Here is an 18,494-nt window from a genome sequence, read left to right as displayed (position 1 = left end):
TTTTCTCCTCTTTATTCCTCTTGCAGCAGCTGCAGCAATTCCTCTGGTTTCATGGACAGGATCGCTCCGTCTGCCGAGCCGGTGACCGTCTCGGCAAGGTCCTGCTTTGCCTGCTGCAGCTCCACGATCTTTTCTTCAATGGTGTCCTGCGCAATGAGCTTGTACACCTGCACCGGATTGCGCTGGCCGATGCGGTAGGCGCGGTCGGTGGCCTGATTCTGCGCAGCCACGTTCCACCACGGGTCGTAGTGGATGACGATATCTGCCGCCGTCAGGTTCAGGCCGGTGCCGCCCGCCCGCAGCGAGATGAGGAACACGTCCGCTTCGCCGCTGTTGAACCGGCGCACAAGCTCTGCACGCACCGGCTTTGGGGTGGAGCCCTGCAGGGTAAAGTGGCTCACGCCCGCTTCGTCCAGCCGTTTTGCCAGCAGTTCCAGCATGGAGGTGAACTGGCTGAACAGCAGGATGCGGTGTCCGCCCTCCACAGCAGCCGTCACCAGCTCCATGCAGGCTTCCAGCTTGGCACTGCCGCCGTCCCAGTTGTCTGCCACAAGGCGCGGGTCGCAGCAGATCTCCCGCAGGCGCATGAGCACTGCGAACACCGCCATTTTATCCTCCGGCTTTGCAGCGCGCAGCTTTTCCCGCGCGTCCACCACAGCGGCAAGGTAGAGCTTGCGTTGCTGCTCGTCCAGCTCGATGCGGTGGAGATTCTCGGTCTTGGGGGGCAGCTCTTTGAGCACCTCGGACTTCATGCGCCGCAGGATGAACGGCCCGGTGAGCTGGTTCAAACGGCGCAGTGCGTCTTTGTCGTCCTCCTGCACGATAGGCTTTTCAAACCGGGCGCAGAAGGTCTTGTAGGGCGGCAGATACCCCGGCATCAGGAAGGAGAAGATGCTCCACAATTCGCCCAAGCGGTTCTCCACCGGGGTGCCGGTAAGGGCAAACCGCACTTTGCTGTTCACCCCGCACACCGCCTTGTACTTTTGGGTAGTGTGGTTCTTGATGGCCTGTGCTTCGTCCAGAATGCAGGCGTAGAATTGCTGCCCACTGTAAAGCTCCTCGTCCCGGCGCATCAGGTCATAGCTGGTCACCACAAGGTCGGCTTCCGCCCACTGCTTTGCCAGCTCTGCCCGGTGAGCAGCGTCACCGTCCACAGCCACGCAGGAAAGCTGCGGCGTGAACTTCTGGCATTCCTCCTGCCAGTTGAGCACCAGCGATGCCGGGCAGACGATGAGGCTGGGCAGGCGCTGGCCGCTTTCCTTCATGGCCAGCAGGTAGCTGAGCACCTGCACGGTCTTGCCAAGGCCCATATCGTCGGCCAGAATGCCGCCCATGCCGTAGCCGTCCAGCGTGCGCAGCCAGCGGTAGCCATCCCGCTGGTACTTGCGCAGCACATTGTGCAGGCTTTCCGGCGGAGTATACTCGCTGTCCTTCACGGCGTGAAAGCTGCGGCTGATGCGGCGGAACGCATCGTCGCGGTTGAAACGCAGGCCGTTCTGGCCCGAGAGCGCCCAGTCGAGACTGGGTGCACGGTAGAGCGGCAGCTCGGCGTGGCCGCTCTTGAGCTTGGCCCCGGAAAGTTCCAGTGTATCGTTCAGTTCGTCCAGCCCTTCCAGACTGTCGTCCAGCCGCAGCAGACGGCCGTCCCGCAGGCGGTGGTAGCGCTTTTTCTGGTGCAGGGAGCGCAGCAGGTCTTTCAGCTCTGCCACCGGGAACTCGCCGGTATCCACTTCCAGATCCAGCACACTGCCGTGCACCGAAACGCCCACCGTGATGCGGGGCGGCGCGGCCTGCAGGCTGCGGAAGGCATCCGTCAGGTATACTTCACCCTCGGCCAGCAGGGCCGGCACGCCCTCCTCCAACATGCGGTAGATCTCGTCCTCGTCAGCGGTGCCGTACACTTCCTCTCTGCCGCCCACACCGGGCTGCAGATAAGAGGCCAGCAGCCGCTTTGCCCGGCTCTCGGCGCGCACATCCCGCAAAAGCCCTGCCGGAGACGGCACGAACGGCGTGACCTTATCCTCCCCGTACAAAAACTCCGCGTGTGCTTCGATGCGGAAGCTGTCCGGTGCGTCCAGATAGAACTGCACCACCGGTTCCAGCGGGATCTGGTTCAGCAGCAGACGTTCCGGGTCCACGATGTTCAGCTTGCTGCCCAGCTCCGGCAGCACATAGCTGCAAAAGGCCGTGGCATCTGCGCTGGTAAAGAACAGGCTTTTGCCGCCCAGCGCCTGCAATGCGGGCAGGATGCGGGTGCACCCGGGCCGCTGCAGCCGCCAGAGCGTATCCTCGCTGAACAGGTAATCATAGTCAAGGCCCTGCACAGCGGAAAGTGCGGGTTCGCCTTCCACCTGCACACCGCCGCGGCGGCGCTCCACGGTCATGGTAATGACGGGCAGACCTTCCCGCAGCTCGTACCCGCCCAAAAAACCGGTATGCTCGTACAGCTGCACAAGGTCATCAAAGATCTCGCCGGTCAGGATCATGCCTCCCGCCGGGCCTTGTTCGGCCCCGCCGTACACCCGCACGGCGGCTTTGTCCATGCTCTGCCTTGCGTTCACCTGACGGCGCAGCAGCTGCAAAAGCGCACGGGACTCTTCATCAAAGGCATCCCACCGGTGCACAAAAGCCAGTGCCTTGCCGTAGCTGACGCTTTTGCCCATCTCGACGGCTTCCATCAGGTTCGGGATGCTTTTTACCACATACTGCCGCCCGCCGTCCGAGATGCGCAGCCGCAGCCATGGCTGTGCGCCGGGTACGAGGGTCAGCTCCGGTTCCAAATGGGCAAAGCCGGTGCGCTGGGCGGTCTCGTCCACACCAAGGTTTTCAAGGGCTGCTTCCTTGTAGGTATCCAGCAGCCTGCGGGCCTCGTGATCCGACACCGGCGTTTCGCCGTGCCACTTTTTGCCAAATAGCATTTCCAGCCCGGAGGCATAGCTGTCCCGCCGGGCCGGTTCCGGGGCAAGGCCCGCCGCGCCGCGCACAACACCGGGAATCGCATCCGGCTTTGCCGCCGGTGCAGGGGCATTCTTTTCGGCATCGTCCAGCAGCAATGCACCGATATGCTTGCAGTAGGTGCCCTCGCCGTTCTGGTTATACGGGCAGCTGCAGGACGCACTGACAAAGCTGCCGTTCTCCCGCAGCCATGCCTGCGTATAGTAATAGCTGCCGCCGCTGCCCTGTACCATGGCCGAAATATGGCGCACGCCATCGGCGTTCACGGTGCAGGTGCTCTGCTGGATGCGCTTGCGGTACTTCTTGGCCCGCTCAAAAATGTTATCGCCCAAAAGCGTGCGGATCTCGTCTGCATCCATGGCTGTTTCCTCCCGGTTTGGCTGTAAAACCTTCTTATCTTATAAGAATACCGCACCCGCACCCCGGATGCAAGAGGGATCTGCCGCCCAATTTCCATACAAAAAAATCCCGCTCCTTTTCAGGAACGGGATCATTTTACGATCTTGGAATGCTGCGGGGATCACTTGACAGTCTTGCCAAGCTCAGCATCCGTCTCAATGGCGCGCTCACGGATCTTTTCCAGCGTCTGCTCACTGAGGATATGCTCTGCCTTGCAGGCATCTTCGGCGGCGGTCTTTTCGTCCACGCCCAGCTGCATAAAGAAGTGGGTCAGCAGACGGTGACGGCTATAGATGCGCTCTGCGATCTCGCGGCCCGGTTCCAGCAGGGTCAGGTTGCCCTCGCCGTCCACCGCGATATAGCCGTTCTCGCGCAGCTTCTTCATGGCAATGCTGACGCTGGCTTTGGTAAAGCCCAGCTCATTGACCACATCGATGGAGCGCACTTTGCCCATACGCTGACTCAGCATCAGGATCGTTTCAAGATAATCTTCTGCGGATTGGTGGATCTGCATGGTATGTTTGCCTCCTGTCTGTGCCGGGATGCAAAGCACCACGGTTTCATATAGTACAAGATATCACACTTTTTGCCGATGTGCAAGCAATTCGCGGAAGTTTGTTAAAACAAACTAAATTTATCCTGCGCAAATCTGCTGTTTTGCCGTTTTTTAGTCGGCCGCGTTTTGTGCAAAGGCGATAAATTATTTTGCTTCCAGATATGCCGCCGGGCCGGACTGGTACAGGTCGCCGCCGTGGGCATCCAGGATCACCGTCAGCGGCATATCCTTCACAATCAGGCGGCGCACGGCTTCACAGCCAAGGTCCGGCCACGCGATCACTTCCAGCGTCTGCACGCTTTTTGCCATCAGCGCACCGGCCCCGCCAAGCGCTGCCAGATACACAGCCCCGTTGCGCACCACAGCCGCCTTTACGGCATCGTCCCGCTTGCCCTTGCCGATCATGATCTTGTTGCCAAGGTCCAGCAGACGCGGGCTCATGGCGTCCATACGGCCGCTGGTGGTGGGTCCCGCCGAGCCGATCACCTGGCCCGGGCGTTCCGGCGTGGGGCCAACGTAGTAGATGGCGCTGCCGGTCAGATCAAAGGGCAGCGGTTCGCCTTTTTCCAGTGCTTCGGTCATCCGCCTGTGGGCCTGATCGCGGGCGGTGTACACCACACCGGAAAGCAGCACGGTGTCGCCCGCCTTGAGCGGGGCAAGGTCCTCGACCGTGCAGGGAGTGGTAATTTTGTATTCCATAGCAATTCTCCTTTGGCATCCTCGCCCTCTCCGTCATCGCTCACGCGATGCCACCTCCCCCAAAGTGGGAGGCCTTGGCAGTCCACGCAAACTTTACGTCTTTGCCAAGGGCTCTCCCTTTGGGAGAGCTGGACGCAAAGCGGCCTGAGAGGGCGGAGACTCTTACAGTTCCGCGCTTGCACGGCGGGTCACATGGCAGGAAACATTCACCGCCGCAGGCAGGCCCGCCACATGGGTAGGCATCTGCTCAATGGCAAGGCCCAGACAGGTGGTCCTGCCGCCAAAGCCCTGCGGGCCGATGCCCAGCTCGTTGATGGCGGCAAGCAGCTCCTGCTCCAGCTGTGCGTAATAGGGGTCGGGGTTCGGCACATCCAGCGGACGCAGCAGGGCCTTCTTTGCCAGATACGCCACCTTGTCAAAGCTGCCGCCCACGCCGATGCCCAGCACGATGGGCGGGCAGGGGTTGGAGCCTGCCAGCTTCACCGTGTCCAGCACGAACTTTTTGAAGCCCTCCACGCCGTCGGCGGGCTTGAGCATTTTGATCTGGCTCATGTTCTCGCTGCCAAAGCCCTTGGGTGCCACCGTGATGCGGCAGCCCTCGCCATCCACCAGATGCACTGTGATGGCCGCTGGGGTGTTGTCGCCGGTATTGCCCCGGCGCAAAGGGTCTGCCACGATGCTCTTGCGCAGGTAGCCGTCGGTGTAACCCCGGCGCACGCCCTCATGGATGGCAGCTTCAAAGCTGCCGTCGATGTGCACATCGGTGCCCAGCTCCACGAACACGCAGGCCATGCCGGTATCCTGACATATGGGCAGGTTTTCTTCTTTTGCGGCGGAAAGGTTCGACCACAAAAGGTCGAGAGTGCTCTTTGCCAGCGGCCACGGCTCTTCCTGCCGGGCCTTGTCCAGCGCCGCCTGCACGTCCTGCGGCAGGCGGGTGTTGGCTTCGATGCACAGCCGTGCAACGGTATCCGTGATCTCCTGTGCGGAAATGGTTCTCATAAACGCTTCCTCCGCTTACAGACGGGCAACGCCGGTCTCGCGGGCAGCCTTTGCCACGGCATTTGCCACAGCTTCGGCCACGCGGGGGTCGAACGCGCCGGGGATGATGTTCTCCTCGCTGCGGTCGGCATCGGTGATGAGGTCGGCGATGGCGTAGGCGGCAGCCAGCTTCATCTCATTGTTGATGTCCCGGGCGCGGACGCTCAGTGCGCCCTTGAACAGGCCGGGGAAGCACAGCACGTTGTTCACCTGATTGGGGAAGTCGCTGCGGCCGGTGGCCATCACCCGCACGCCGCCGGCCTTGGCCTCGTCCGGCATGATCTCCGGGGTGGGGTTGGCCATGGCAAAAACGATGGCATCCTTATTCATGGTCTTGCACAGCTCAGTGGTCAGGATGCCGGGCTTGGAAACGCCGATGAACACGTCGGCACCTTCCAGTGCTTCCTTCAGGCCGCCCTTGACCTGACGGGGATTGGTCACCTCTCCCAGCCAGTTCTTGTGGGCTTCGGCGCTGTTGCAGCCCTTGTACAGGGTGCCGAACTGGTCCACTGCAATGATGTCCTTTGCACCGGCGGTCATGAGCATCTTGATGATGGCAGTACCGGCAGCACCGGGGCCGTTCAGCACGATGTGCACATCTTCCATCTTCTTGCCCACCACACGCAGGGCGTTGATGAGGGCAGCAGTAACGACGATCGCGGTGCCATGCTGGTCATCGTGGAACACAGGGATGTCCAGCTCACGCTCCAGTGTTTCTTCGATCTCAAAGCATTCAGGGCTCTTGATATCCTCCAGATTGATGCCGCCAAAGGTGGGCGCAATGGCCTTGCAGGCAGTAATGACGCTGGCAGCGTCGTGGGCATCGATGCAGATGGGGAAGGCATCCACGCCGCCGAACTCCTTGAACAGAACCGCCTTGCCCTCCATGACCGGCAGACCGGCTTCCGGGCCGATATCGCCCAAGCCCAGCACGGCGGTGCCGTTGGAAACGACCGCCACCATGTTGCCCTTGAAGGTGTACTTATACACGTCGTCGGGGTTTTCCTTGATCTTGCGGCAGGGTTCGGCCACACCGGGAGTGTAGGCGGTGGACAGGTCATCGCGGGTGGCGACCTCCACCTTGCTTACGATGCCCACCTTGCCCTTGTGGGTCTCGTGCATTTCCAGAGCAGCTTTATTGTAATCCATGGTTTTATCCTCCATTTACGTTACTTCACTCTTTTTATTGTAACAGAACCGCCCGCCCATTTCCACCGGTTTTGGTCACTTTTGCGCCTGTAGACGGGCAAAAGTGATACAAACCCGCCGCAGGATTTGTGGAAATTTTGCAAAGAACTTTCCTTTTGCCGTCAGAACGTATATAATAAATGAGTATCTGTTCTGCCTGTACCGGTCTTTTGCTGTGCATCAGGCCGATTTTTATGGAGGTATTTCTTTTGAAAAACAACACCAAAAAACTCCTGTGCATCCTGCTGGCCATCGCCGCAGCGGTGTGCGTCATTTTTGCCTGTTTCATGCTGACAAAGCACAAGCAGACCGACAGCGCTTCTTCGGCTGCCGCATCCGTCTCGCAGTTTGGCTCTGTTGCCGACTTCGACTACAAGGCCTTTGATTACAGCGATGGTCTGGACGAAAACGGCTATTGGAGCGGCATCAAAGCGCTGGACTATGTGACCCTGCCGGAGGACTTCGGCTCCATCGCCCTGAAGGAGAACGACCTGACCCCCACCGAAGATGAACTGCAGCAGCAGGTGGACAACCTGCTGAACCAGTACACCTCTTCCCAGCCCGTTACCGGCCGTGCCGCCCAGAGCGGAGATGTTGCCAACATCGATTACACCGGCACCGTGGACGGCGTGGCCTTTACCGGCGGCACTGCCACCGGCTACGACCTGACCCTTGGCAGCGGTTCCTTCATCGATGGCTTTGAGGACCAGATCATCGGCCACAATGTGGGCGATACCTTTGATGTGACCGTCACCTTCCCGGACGGCTACGGCGATTCCACCGATGCCGAGGGCAACACGATCACCCTCAGCGGCAAGGAAGCCGTGTTCAGCGTGACCCTGAACTCCATTTCCGAAAGCGTGACCCCCGAGCTGACCGACGAGTGGGTGGACTCCAACTTTGGCATCAGCGATGATCTGCACACCGCCGACCAGTTGCGCAGCTACCTTAACGATGCGCTGTATGCCACCAACTATGAGAACGCCATCGTGGACTACCTGATGTCGAACTCCACCTTCAAGGAGCTGCCCAGCGAGATCACCAGCTATTACATCCGCATGTTCCTGAACTACTACAACCAGTACGCCACCGCCTACGGCATGGATCTGAATGCTTTTGCCCAGACGCAGGGCTACACCGATGCCGATGCCATGCTGGCCGCATCCGACGCTTACTTTGAGCATCTGGCAAAGCAGGACCTGATCCTTCAGGCCGTGGCCGAGACCAAGAGCCTTGCTCCCACGCAGGAAGAGCTGGACGATGCCGAGAGCACCTATGCCGACACCTACGGTGAGAACCGTGCGCACCTGAACGCCCTGCAGTCCTGTGTGCTGGACTGGCTGGAAGAGAATTCCACCGTAGCGTAAAAACACAAGAACCATTTAGAATGCCCTCCGCTTTGCTCTGGGCATATTCAGAGGATAATTTATCTTTAATTTGCAGCTCCGAAAAGCCTGCGGGCTTTTCGGAGCTGCTTTTTCACAGGAAGGGCCGGAGCTTTCAGATGCTGTTTTTCTTTGCGGCCCCTTCTGTGAAAAATGCAATACCGGACAGACCGCAGTCTGTCCGGTATTGCTCTAATAAAAAATAGTATTTCCGCTATTTATGCCCAGAGCGAAGCGGAGGGCATTTCAAATCGTCAGGCTTTTTCTTTCTTCCCGCCGTTCAGCTTCCAGAGCAGCCATGCATAGAAGTAATTCATCAGCAGGATGGCGATGCACCACAGCACCGATGCCTGCACGCTCTGGTCATACACCTTCATGAAGGGATATGGCCCATCTACCACGCGCTGGATGTTCAGCCACAAAATGATGCCGCCGTACAGCACCGTGGGCAGCAGCGCCCACTTGACCGTACTGCGGGGCAGGTGCGGTGAGCGCTCCAGAAGCACAAAGGAGAAGATGGCCGCCAGCGGGTTGAGCAGATGATGGTACAACATGGAGCTGGTGCACAGCATGATGTACCAGCCGTTGCCGTCCTCATACATGGGACCCAGCACGAACACCACCGTGAGAAAGGTCATGGTCAGGCAGCAGGTGGCAATGTACTTGAGGGTGTGCAGCCAGCGCGGCAGTTCCCTGCCGGTAAAGATGCACACCAGCTGGCCCACCGCCACCATGGCGCAGATGCAGGCCGAAAGGATGTTGGAATCCTCGGTGTAAAAAATGAACATCTGCTCTTTGCCCCAATCCCAGCTCATGGGCAGGGCAATGGGCTCCGCCCAGACGATGAACAGGTTCAGTGCGATGGAGAGCAGGCGGCGCACTGTATCAGCAAATTTTTTCATGGAAAGCCTTTCCGTCTTGTAATATTTCCTCGAAAATTTGAAAAAGGGCAGGTCTCCCTGCCCTTTTTCAAAAAACGCTTTATTTTGCGGTGTTGATGAAGCTACGGTTGTCCCACAGGTACTTGATGCCGGAAATGGCCGTCACGGCAGCCACCAGCCAGCACAGCACCATGGAGATGCTGACCACCATGATCTGCCGCACGCCCTGCTCCGTACCGGAAGCAGACATGCTTGCAATGGACATGCCGAAGAAGTAGAAGATGATGCTCAGCATCTGCAGCACGGTCTTCACCTTGCCCCACATGTTGGCGGCGATCACCTTGCCGTCCTTGGCACCGGCGGCCACCATGCGCAGACCGGACACGGCAAACTCGCGGGCCAGAATGATGCACAGCACCACCGGGCTGCATACGCCGTCCCGCATCATGTAAATGAAGGCCACAGTGGTGAGCAGTTTGTCGGCCAGCGGGTCGGCAAACTTGCCGAAGTCCGTTACCATGTTCCACTTGCGGGCCAGATGGCCGTCCAGAAAATCAGTAAAGCTGGCAACAGCAAAGACGATGCCTGCGATCAGGTAATACGTCGGCTGGAAGGAGCCAGCCGCGATGCCGCTCAGGCTGGTGAGGGACACAAAGACCATGAACACCGGCACCAGCAGGATGCGGGTCAAAGTGAGTTTATTGGGCAGATTCATACAGATTCCTCCAATTTGTTATTTTGCAACAGTACCATACAGATCGTAAAGGTCGCTGTCGTCCACCAGAACATCGTAGAACTGGCCGGGGTACAGCGGCTCCTCGCTGGAAACACACACATTGCCGTCCACCTCAGGAGCATCGCCGGTAGTGCGGCACAGATACAGGCCGCTCTCCTCGTCGATGCCGTCGCAAAGCACATGCACGGTCTGGCCCACCTTTTCGGCCTGCTTCTGGGCCATGATGCCGGTCTGGATCTGCATCACCAGTTCGGCGCGCTTGTCCTTGGTCTCCTGATCGATCTGGCCGTCCATCTTGGCAGCAACGGTGTTCTCCTCGGCAGAGTAGGCAAAGCAGCCCAGACGGTCAAACTTTACTTCCTTGACAAAATTGCACAGATCCTCGAACTGCTCCTCGGTCTCGCCGGGGAAGCCTGCGATCAGAGTGGTGCGCAGGGTGATGCCGGGGATCTCGCGGCGCAGCTTGCCGATCACCTCCAGCAGCTCGGCGCGGTTGGAGCGGCGGTTCATATTCTTGAGGATGGTGTCATTGCAGTGCTGGATGGGCAGATCGAGGTAGGGCACCACCTTCTCATTGCGCTTCATGGCGGCAATGAACTCATCCGTGATGCGCTCCGGGTAAGCGTACATAATGCGGATCCACTCGAGGCCCGGCACCTTGTTCAGCTTATCCAGCAGCTCGCAGATGCTGCCGGGTTTGCCCCAGTCCTCGCCGTAAGCGGTGGGGTCCTGTGCGACCACGATCAGCTCTTTCACGCCCTCACCGGCCAGCCAGCGGGCTTCGGCCACGCAGTCGGCCATATCGCGGCTGTGCAGCGGGCCGCGGATGCCGGGGATGGCGCAGTAGTGGCAGCGGTTGTTGCAGCCTTCAGCGATCTTTAAGTACGCATAGTGGGCAGGCGTGCCGATGACACGCTTGCCGCCCAGCGGAAAGTCCTTTTTGGCACCGTAGCTTTCCAGATGATCCTCACCATGGAACAGGCGGGCCACGATGGTGTCGATGGCCTTGTTGGAGGCACAGCCCACCACCGCGTCCACCTCGGGGATCTCTTCCTCGATCTGGCTGCGGTAGCGCTCGGCAAGACAGCCGGTGACGATGACCTTCAGCTCCGGGTTCTGCTGCTTGTAGGAGCAGGCTTCCAGAATGTTTTCAATGGCTTCGGTCTTGGCGCTCTCAATGAAGCCGCAGGTGTTCACAAGGATCACATCTGCTTCGGCCAGATCGGCCACGGTCTCGTGGCCGGCAGACAGCAGGATGTGCACCATCACATCCAGATCGACCTGATTCTTGGGGCAGCCAAGGGAAATACACGCAATTTTCATAGGGGATGATACTCTCTTTCTCTTTTGAGGGGTGCTTTTTATTCTTCTTCCGCTCTTTTTATCGCTTCTTTTATGACCGAATACGCAAAACCGCGGCGCTGCAGGGCGGCCACCACAAGGTCGCGGCGGCCATCGGCCAGCTTTTTCATGTAGCGGCTGCGCACCAGAGCGGCGGCAGCTTCCAGCTCCGGGCTTTCGCCGTCTGCGTCCGGGGCATAGACGCTTTCCAGCGCCTGCTCGATCTGTGCGCCGGAAAGGCCCTTCTGCCGCAGGTTCTGAGCCGCCGCACGGCGGCTCTTGCGGGCGGCAAGCAGGCTGTGTGCCCGGGCTTCGGCATAGCGGTCATCGTTTACGTAATCCAGCTCCACCATCTCAGCCACAGCAGCCGCTGCAGCCTGCTCGGTAAAGCCATAGCACAGCCGTTCATACAGCTGTGCCGAGGACATCTCGCGCGAGGCCAGCGCATCCAGTGCGCGGGCGCGGGCCTTGGCCGGGTCGGCGCACTTTTCTTCTTCCTGCTTCGGGCGGCGGCGTTTATAAAAGGACATTTAGTCCTCCACCATGATATCCAGTTCGCTCTCGCTGCTGCGGGCAGGAGCCTTGACCACTGGCTCCTTGGCATCTGCAGCCTTGGCGGGTTCCTCGGCCTTGGCCGCAGCGCCCTTGCCTGCCGGGCGGCGGGATGCGTACAGCTTATCGGCATTGGCGCGGATCTGGCCCTCGATGTCGTTTGCGATCTCGGGATTGTCCTTCAGAAACTGCTTTGCGTTGTCGCGGCCCTGACCCAGACGGATATCGCCATAGTTGAACCATGCGCCGCTCTTCTGCACGATGCCCAGCTTCACGCCCACATCAATGAGTTCGCTCATCTTGGAAATGCCCTCGCCGAACATGATATCGAACTCTGCCTCACGGAACGGAGGTGCCACCTTATTCTTGACGATCTTGGCGCGGGTGTGGTTGCCGATGAACTGGCCGGAAGAGTCCTTCAGGCCCTCCACGCGGCGGATGTCGATGCGCACCGAGGCGTAATATTTCAGGGCGCGGCCGCCGGTGGTGACCTCCGGGTTGCCGTACATCACGCCCACTTTTTCACGCAGCTGGTTGATGAAGACGCAGACCGTGTTGGTCTTGCCGATGACCGAAGTCAGCTTGCGCATGGCCTGACTCATCAGGCGGGCCTGCAGGCCCACATGGCTGTCGCCCATTTCGCCCTCGATCTCAGCCCTCGGCACCATGGCGGCAACCGAGTCCACCACGATGGCATCGATGGCACCGGAGCGCACCAGTGCTTCGCAGATTTCCATGGCCTGCTCGCCGGTGTCCGGCTGGCTGACCAGCAGATTGTTGATGTCCACGCCCAGCGCTTCGGCATAGGTGGGGTCCAGTGCGTGCTCCACGTCAATGAAGGCCACTTCGCCGCCCTGCTTCTGGGCTTCGGCCAGAATGTGCAGAGCCAGCGTGGTCTTACCGCTGGATTCCGGGCCGTACACCTCAATGATGCGGCCGCGGGGCACACCGCCCACGCCCAGAGCCAGATCCAGACCCAGACTGCCGGTGGAAATGGCATCCACCTGCATGGAGGCGTTATCACCCAGCTTCATCACGGCACCCTTGCCGAACTGCTTTTCGATCTGGGCCAGCGCAGTGGCCAGCGCATCCTTTTTGGCCTCCGGCTCGGTCTTTTTGGTCGCCGGGGCAACGGTGTTGTTGTTCTGATTTTTTGCCATAGCGTGCTGCTCCTTTTCTTCCTGCTGCCCGCCGTGCGCGGGCTGTCCGTATACTTTCCAGTATAGTATACCACAAAATCAAAATATTACAACAAGAAGTTGTTTCTATTTTCACTTTTATTTTTCGGGTCTGTGGGCGATCATGCACCGGTCGTTGCCGCCAAAATCCTTGCGGCACTCAATGTCTGCCCAGCCGTTTGCAGCCAGCAGTGCCGCCACAGCCTGCCGCTGCTGCCAGCCGATCTCCAGCACCAGCGCTCCGCCGGGCCGCAGTGCATTCTGGTAATGCTCTGCAAGGGCACGGTAGAACACAAGGCCGTCCTTTCCTGCTTCCAGCGCCATGGCCGGTTCCTGTGCCACCTCCGGCTGCAGGTGCCGCATCTCCTCGGCGGTGAGGTAGGGCGGGTTGGATACGATCAGATCAAGCTGCCCTTCCGGCAGGCCCTGCCAGTATGTGAACAGGTCGCCCTCCACAGGCTGCACCGCATAGGCTGGCTTTGCCTTTGCGCGCAGAGCGTTCAGCGCCGGCCCCCAGTCAAAGGCCGGGGCATCTGCCTGCTCAAACGCGGTAGGCTCCAGCAAGTCCTCCGTCTGCCCGCCCTGCCCTTTCAGGGCGCAGCGGCAGTTCTTTTCCAGATAAACAAAGGCTTCCGGGCTTTTTTCCACGCAGGTCACCTGCGCCGCCGGGCAGAAGCGCTTGACGCCCAGCCCCAGACAGCCGGTCCCCGCGCAGAGATCCAGCACCCGGGGCGCTGCAATGCCCGTCAGGGTATTGGCAGCCGCTTCCGCTACCACCTCAGTGTCTGCCCGGGGGCAGAGCACCCCGGGGCCAACGGCAAGGTCAAAATCCAGAAAGCTCCAGATCCCGCACAGGTATTGCAGCGGTTCCCGCTGCTCACGGCGCGTGCAGAGGGCTTCCAGCTTTTCCGCTTCCTCCGTGGTCAGCACCCGGTCGGAAAGGCGGGCATCCCGCCCGGCTGCCACGCGGAACAGCTCCCGTGCATCGTAATCGGCATCCGGACACCCTGCAGCGGAAAGCCGGGCTTCCACGGCCCGCACCGCTTCGCGCGGAGTCAAACCAGCAATTACCATCTGCCATCCTCCGGGTCCTCGGGCAGCACAGGGGTCACAGCGGTAATGGCCACCTCGATCATGCTGTCGTCCGGTTCAAACACGGTCAGGTGCTGCACCCAGATGCCGGGCTGGCGGATGATACGGGTAGCAATGTTATCGGACCGGCCGCACCACTTGAGCAGCTCATAGCTGATGCCCATGACCAGCGGCAGAAGCAGCAGCTTGAACAGCACCCGCAGGCCGATGCTGCCCCACGGCAGCACGCTGTAGAGGAACACGCTGACGATGACCACCAGAATGAGGAAGCTGGTGCCGCAGCGCGGATGGAACCGAGTGTACTTGCGCACATTCTCCACGGTCAGCTCATCACCGGCCTCATAGCAGGCAATGGTCTTGTGCTCGGCACCGTGGTACTCAAACACGCGGTGGATCTCCTTCATCTTGGAGATGGCCACCATATAGGTGAGGAAGATGCCAACTTTCAGCACCGCTTCCAGCACCACCTTGGCCCAGCGGCCCAATGTTACAAAGTGGTTCACGCCGCCCACGATGAGGGTGGGCAGCACGGTGAACAGCAAAATCGCCAGCAGGCCGCCCAGTACGGCGGCACAGGCCAGCAGTGCGTCCTCTGCCTTTTTGCCCAAGTGGTCGCCCACCCATTTTTCAAAGGCAGTCTCTTCCTCTTCGGGGTCGTAGTCGTCACCCATGCTCACCTGAGCCGAGTACATCATGTAGCGGTAGCCCACGATCAGGCTTTCGATCATGGAGATGGCACCGCGCACCAGCGGGATCTTTGTCCAGATGCCGTGGTTCTTCACAGGGTCGATCTTGGTCTCAATGGTGCCGTCCGGCTTGCGCACGGCGCAGCAGATGAGCTTCGGGCCGCGCATCATGATGCCTTCCATCAGCGCCTGCCCGCCGACGCTGGTCTTGAAACGTTCCTTTTTGGGTTGATTCATTGGTTTCTCCTATCGGATCATATTTTTCCCGACCATTTTACCACAGAATTGTGACAAAATCTTCACGCCTTATGGTACAGCGGCAAGCCCAGTGTGACCACTGTGCCGCGGCCCAGCGTGCTCTTGATGTCCATGGTGCCGTCCAGTGCAGTCATGATGGAATCCACCAGCGCAAGGCCGATGCCGCTGCCGCGCACCGAATTGCTGCCCTTGTAGAACTTGGTCTTGACGTTTTCAAGGTCTTCCGGCGGGATGCCGCGGCCCTGATCGATGATCTCCGCAAAAGCCTTGTATTCGCCCGCCCACAGCTTGACCGTGATGCGCCCGCCGGGGGCCGAGTACTTGATGGCGTTGTCCATGATGTTGATGAACACCTGCCGCAGACGGTCCGGGTCGGCATAGACCGGGATCATCTCCTCCGGCTCGGTGTAGCTGAGCACAAGGCCCTCGCGCTGGATGCGTGCTTCACAGAACAGCACCGCATCGGTCAGCTCTGCCACAAGGTCCAGCGGGCGGCAGTCCATACGGATGCGGCCGTTCTGCAGACGGCTGAAATCCAGCAGCTCTTCCACCATGTTGTACAGGCGGCCCGTCTCATTGTTGATGATCTCAAGGCCCTTGCGGTAGTTCTCGTCTGCCGGGTCGTCCAGTGTACGCAGGGTCTCCACCCAGCCCCGGATGGAGGTGAGCGGCGTGCGCAGCTCGTGAGAGACGGAACTGATGAACTCGTTCTTCATCTTCTCGGTCTCTTCCAGCCCTTCGGCCATCTGGTTGATGGTGCCGCGCAGGCGGTCCACCTCGTCGTGCTCGTTGCCGGTGACCGGCAGGCGCACATCCAGCTCACCCCGGGCGATGCTGGCTGCGGTGCGCTCCACCTGCCCCAGCGGCACCACGATGCTGCGGATGAAGTACAGGCCGGACATCACGGTGAAAGCAAGGATCACCGCCGCGATCACAACACTTACCGCGAGGGCGTTCTTGATCTGCGCTCCCACAAGGGTCAGGCTGGTGACAAGACGCATCGCCGCCACATCCTCGGCGGCATAGGGCACCAGATAACAGGCCGCCATCACCAGCTCGCCGGACTGGGTGCGGTAGACCGCCACACCAAGGCCATCAGAAGCCTCCTGCGCCTGCTCAAAGTCGATGCCGGTCACAATGCCGTCCGCATTTGTGCCGCTGGAGGACGCAATGACCCCGCCATAGCTGTCCAGCAGCATGAACTCGTATTTGTCCTTATCGGCAAACTGCTCCACCATGCGGCGCAGGGCCACGCTGCGGGTAGCCGCCGTGCTCTGCACCGTATCGCCGGTGTACATTTTCAGCTGGCCGGACACCGAAGAGAACCGCCGGTACATGGTCTGCTGCACGCTGTTATAATAGCTGCGTGTGTAGTTGTACAGGAACATGGTTTCGGCCAGCAGCACCAGCAGCACGGTGATGAGCAGGTTGCCCCGCAGCCACCGGCGGGTGATCCCGCTTCTCATTCTTCCCATCTGTAGCCGTAGCCCCACACAGTAAGGATATGGGTGGGATGGCTGGGTTCATCCTCCACCTTCATGCGCAGACGGCGGATGTTCACATCCACGATCTTCACGTCACCAAAATAGTTCTCGCCCCAGACACCCTTCAAGATCTTCTCGCGCACCAGCGCAATGCCGGGGTTGCGGAAGAACAGCTCCATGATCTGGAATTCCACCTGCGTCAGCTCAATCGGCTGGCCTGCCTTGAGCAGCACGCGGCGGTTCTCGTCCAGCACAAATTCGCCGCTGGTGAGCATCCCCAGCGGGTTTTCCTTTTCTTTTTCGTCCCCGCCTGCAGTACGGCCGACGCGGCGGCACAGCGCTTTCACACGGGCCAGCAGTTCGCTTACGCTGAAAGGCTTGGTCATATAGTCATCGGCACCAATAGAAAGGCCGCGGATCTTGTCCTGCTCCTGTCCCTTGGCGCTGAGGATGATAATGCCGATCTTCTGATCGGTGCGGCGGATGGTCTCGCACAGGGAGAAGCCGTTCATGCCCGGCAGCATCACATCCAGAATGGCCGCATCGCAGCCCGGCTTCTTCTCCAGCAGCGGCAGAGCCGCCTCGGCGCTTTCGGCCTCCACAGCCTCCATGCCCGCAAGGCGCAGGTTCAGCGCGATCATCTCGCGGATGTTGGCTTCATCTTCAACGACAAGCACTCGTACCATGAACTGTTCCTCCGTTCTTTAGTTGAGCAGATACAGCGCCTTGGACAGGCGGTAATTTTTATCACGGATCTCCACATCCGGGGCAAGCTTCGCCTGCATCTGGCGGGATGCCACGATGCCAAGGCGGGTCCAGCCCTTCAGGCTGGAGGTGGTGCGCACCAGACGCAGGGTCATTATCAGCTGGTCTTCGTCCACCGTGCGCAGCTCCACTGCACCATCATATTGTTCGCTGTCGGTCAGTTTGAGGTTGCCCTCCCACTCCATGGGCAGCTCGATATAGCAGTTGGTCTCTTCGTCCAGCAGCCCGAAGCTTTTTTCCGGGTGCGGGCTGGTATAGTCCATCCACACGATAAAATCCATGCGGCGGCTCTGGCTCATGTTCAGCAGGCCCGCTTCGTCCGGCTGGGTGGGGATCTCCACGATGCCGTCGCCGTCCAGATCCTGACTGACCAGACTGGGCACATTGCGCAGGGATGCGGTGTAAAGCTTTTCGGTGCTGATCTGATCGGCAGGCACCATCTGCTGCGTGTCCTCGTCAAAACGCAGCAGCACGCTGGCCAGATTGTTGCCGGAAATGCCGGTCCAGCCATCCAGCACCAGATAATGCCTGCCGTCCGCACCCACACCCGCCGCCACCGAGGCGCAGCCGGCGAACCGATTGGCGGAAAGGCCCATAACAGCCACCTGCTGGAAGCTGCCCTCTTTATCCACGGTCAGCAGTTCGATCTGCACACCGCCGTCCTCCAGCGTAGACATCAGGATCAGATCCTGATTGCCGCCGCCGGTGATATCCTCCACCAGATACTGCTGGTACTGCTGCTCCAGGATCGTGGAAAGCACGCCGTCGGTGTAGGAATACACAGCCAGATAATGGTCGCCCTGTGCCGCTGTATAACCCACCACCAGTTGGGTGGCATCGCCGGGCTGCAGCTGGGCCAGCCCCACCGACTCTACCGTGTCTGCAAGGCCCTCTACATTCTGGCGCACATGCCAGATGTCGGCATCATCCTTCTGCAGGATGGCAATGCACACGTTGGAGCTTTGGGCGGTGGTGTAAAGCACGGCGGCATCCTGCCTGCCGTCACCGTCCAGATCCTGCAGCAGGAAAGGCGAAAGCAGGTCGCCCTGCATGGGATATTTGAGCTGTGCGCTCTCCCCCAGCCAGTCGTTCAGGGCAGTCTGCACATCGCCGTAATCGCCGGAAAGCTTGGGCGCACGCAGAAGCTCTTCCACCTGCACCTGTTCACCGGGCATGCTGCAGCCTGCCAGAAGCAGGCACAGCAGCACGCAAGCCAACCACCGGCCAAAATAATTCGGACGTTTCAACCGCTGCGCCTCCTCTGTGTGGAAAACTTGTCCGGCCAAAGGCCGAAAACA

16 protein-coding genes are annotated in these 18,494 nt (G+C 60.0%); 1 reads left to right on the top strand and 15 read right to left on the bottom strand.

Features of this window, described 5'->3' with window-relative positions; translation table 11 throughout:
* Window positions 1-11: 11 nt before the first annotated feature.
* The 5 genes from DWY76_RS03320 to DWY76_RS03295 form a co-directional block, all read right to left on the bottom strand.
* Window positions 12-3,314: a DEAD/DEAH box helicase gene (locus DWY76_RS03320; RefSeq protein WP_097777155.1), complete on the bottom strand. Its 3,303-nt coding sequence runs from the start codon at window positions 3,312-3,314 to the stop codon at window positions 12-14.
* A 161-nt stretch (window positions 3,315-3,475) separates the two neighbouring features.
* Window positions 3,476-3,868 (bottom strand): metal-dependent transcriptional regulator, encoded by a 393-nt coding sequence (locus DWY76_RS03315; RefSeq protein ID WP_120079792.1) that lies wholly within the window; start codon window positions 3,866-3,868, stop codon window positions 3,476-3,478.
* 186 nt (window positions 3,869-4,054) lie between these two features.
* Window positions 4,055-4,609, bottom strand: coding sequence for a Fe-S-containing hydro-lyase (locus tag DWY76_RS03310; RefSeq protein WP_120079790.1), 555 nt, complete (start codon window positions 4,607-4,609; stop codon window positions 4,055-4,057).
* Between the two features lie 162 nt (window positions 4,610-4,771).
* Window positions 4,772-5,611, bottom strand: coding sequence for a fumarate hydratase (locus tag DWY76_RS03300; RefSeq protein ID WP_005937916.1), 840 nt, complete (start codon window positions 5,609-5,611; stop codon window positions 4,772-4,774).
* A 15-nt stretch (window positions 5,612-5,626) separates the two neighbouring features.
* Window positions 5,627-6,799 carry a malic enzyme-like NAD(P)-binding protein gene (locus tag DWY76_RS03295; RefSeq protein ID WP_120079975.1) on the bottom strand — a complete coding sequence of 391 codons (1,173 nt, stop codon included), beginning with the start codon at window positions 6,797-6,799 and terminating at the stop codon, window positions 5,627-5,629.
* Between the two features lie 248 nt (window positions 6,800-7,047).
* On the opposite strand from DWY76_RS03295, the gene DWY76_RS03290 reads away from it, so the two are divergent.
* Complete coding sequence (locus DWY76_RS03290) at window positions 7,048-8,205, top strand: trigger factor (protein WP_242702885.1); 1,158 nt, start codon at window positions 7,048-7,050, stop codon at window positions 8,203-8,205.
* A 272-nt stretch (window positions 8,206-8,477) separates the two neighbouring features.
* Here DWY76_RS03290 and DWY76_RS03285 read toward each other — a convergent pair whose 3' ends face one another.
* The 10 genes from DWY76_RS03285 to DWY76_RS03240 form a co-directional block, all read right to left on the bottom strand.
* Entirely contained in the window at window positions 8,478-9,125 is a 648-nt protein-coding gene (locus tag DWY76_RS03285) for a hypothetical protein (RefSeq protein ID WP_120079788.1), read from the bottom strand.
* A 79-nt stretch (window positions 9,126-9,204) separates the two neighbouring features.
* Window positions 9,205-9,819, bottom strand: a complete 615-nt coding sequence (gene pgsA, locus DWY76_RS03280) for a CDP-diacylglycerol--glycerol-3-phosphate 3-phosphatidyltransferase (protein WP_120079786.1) — start codon at window positions 9,817-9,819, stop codon at window positions 9,205-9,207.
* A gap of 18 nt (window positions 9,820-9,837) precedes the next feature.
* Entirely contained in the window at window positions 9,838-11,163 is a 1,326-nt protein-coding gene (gene rimO / locus DWY76_RS03275; protein ID WP_097774406.1) for a 30S ribosomal protein S12 methylthiotransferase RimO, read from the bottom strand.
* 38 nt (window positions 11,164-11,201) lie between these two features.
* A complete protein-coding gene (locus tag DWY76_RS03270; protein ID WP_097774405.1) occupies window positions 11,202-11,711 on the bottom strand; it encodes a RecX family transcriptional regulator in 510 nt (169 codons plus the stop codon).
* Entirely contained in the window at window positions 11,712-12,893 is a 1,182-nt protein-coding gene (gene recA, locus DWY76_RS03265) for a recombinase RecA (protein WP_005937946.1), read from the bottom strand. It lies immediately after the preceding gene.
* Window positions 12,894-13,010: 117 nt separating this feature from the next.
* Window positions 13,011-13,985 (bottom strand): HemK/PrmC family methyltransferase, encoded by a 975-nt coding sequence (locus DWY76_RS03260; protein ID WP_005937949.1) that lies wholly within the window; start codon window positions 13,983-13,985, stop codon window positions 13,011-13,013.
* Window positions 13,979-14,926 (bottom strand): DUF1385 domain-containing protein, encoded by a 948-nt coding sequence (locus DWY76_RS03255; protein ID WP_097774403.1) that lies wholly within the window; start codon window positions 14,924-14,926, stop codon window positions 13,979-13,981. Before DWY76_RS03255 ends, DWY76_RS03260 begins: the two co-directional genes overlap by 7 nt.
* 62 nt (window positions 14,927-14,988) lie before the next feature.
* Window positions 14,989-16,413, bottom strand: coding sequence for a HAMP domain-containing sensor histidine kinase (locus DWY76_RS03250; RefSeq protein WP_120079784.1), 1,425 nt, complete (start codon window positions 16,411-16,413; stop codon window positions 14,989-14,991).
* Window positions 16,410-17,117 (bottom strand): response regulator transcription factor, encoded by a 708-nt coding sequence (locus DWY76_RS03245; RefSeq protein WP_005937958.1) that lies wholly within the window; start codon window positions 17,115-17,117, stop codon window positions 16,410-16,412. The genes DWY76_RS03250 and DWY76_RS03245 overlap by 4 nt, the downstream gene beginning before the upstream one ends.
* 18 nt (window positions 17,118-17,135) lie before the next feature.
* A complete protein-coding gene (locus tag DWY76_RS03240; RefSeq protein WP_243111904.1) occupies window positions 17,136-18,443 on the bottom strand; it encodes a hypothetical protein in 1,308 nt (435 codons plus the stop codon).
* Between the last annotated feature and the right edge of the window lie 51 nt (window positions 18,444-18,494).

This window comes from Faecalibacterium sp. AF27-11BH (assembly GCF_003603005.1).
In the GTDB taxonomy this organism is placed as follows: Bacteria; Bacillota; Clostridia; order Oscillospirales; family Ruminococcaceae; genus Faecalibacterium; species Faecalibacterium taiwanense.
Note: the sequence above shows the minus strand (reverse complement) of the source record. Positions and strands in the feature narration are given on the sequence as shown.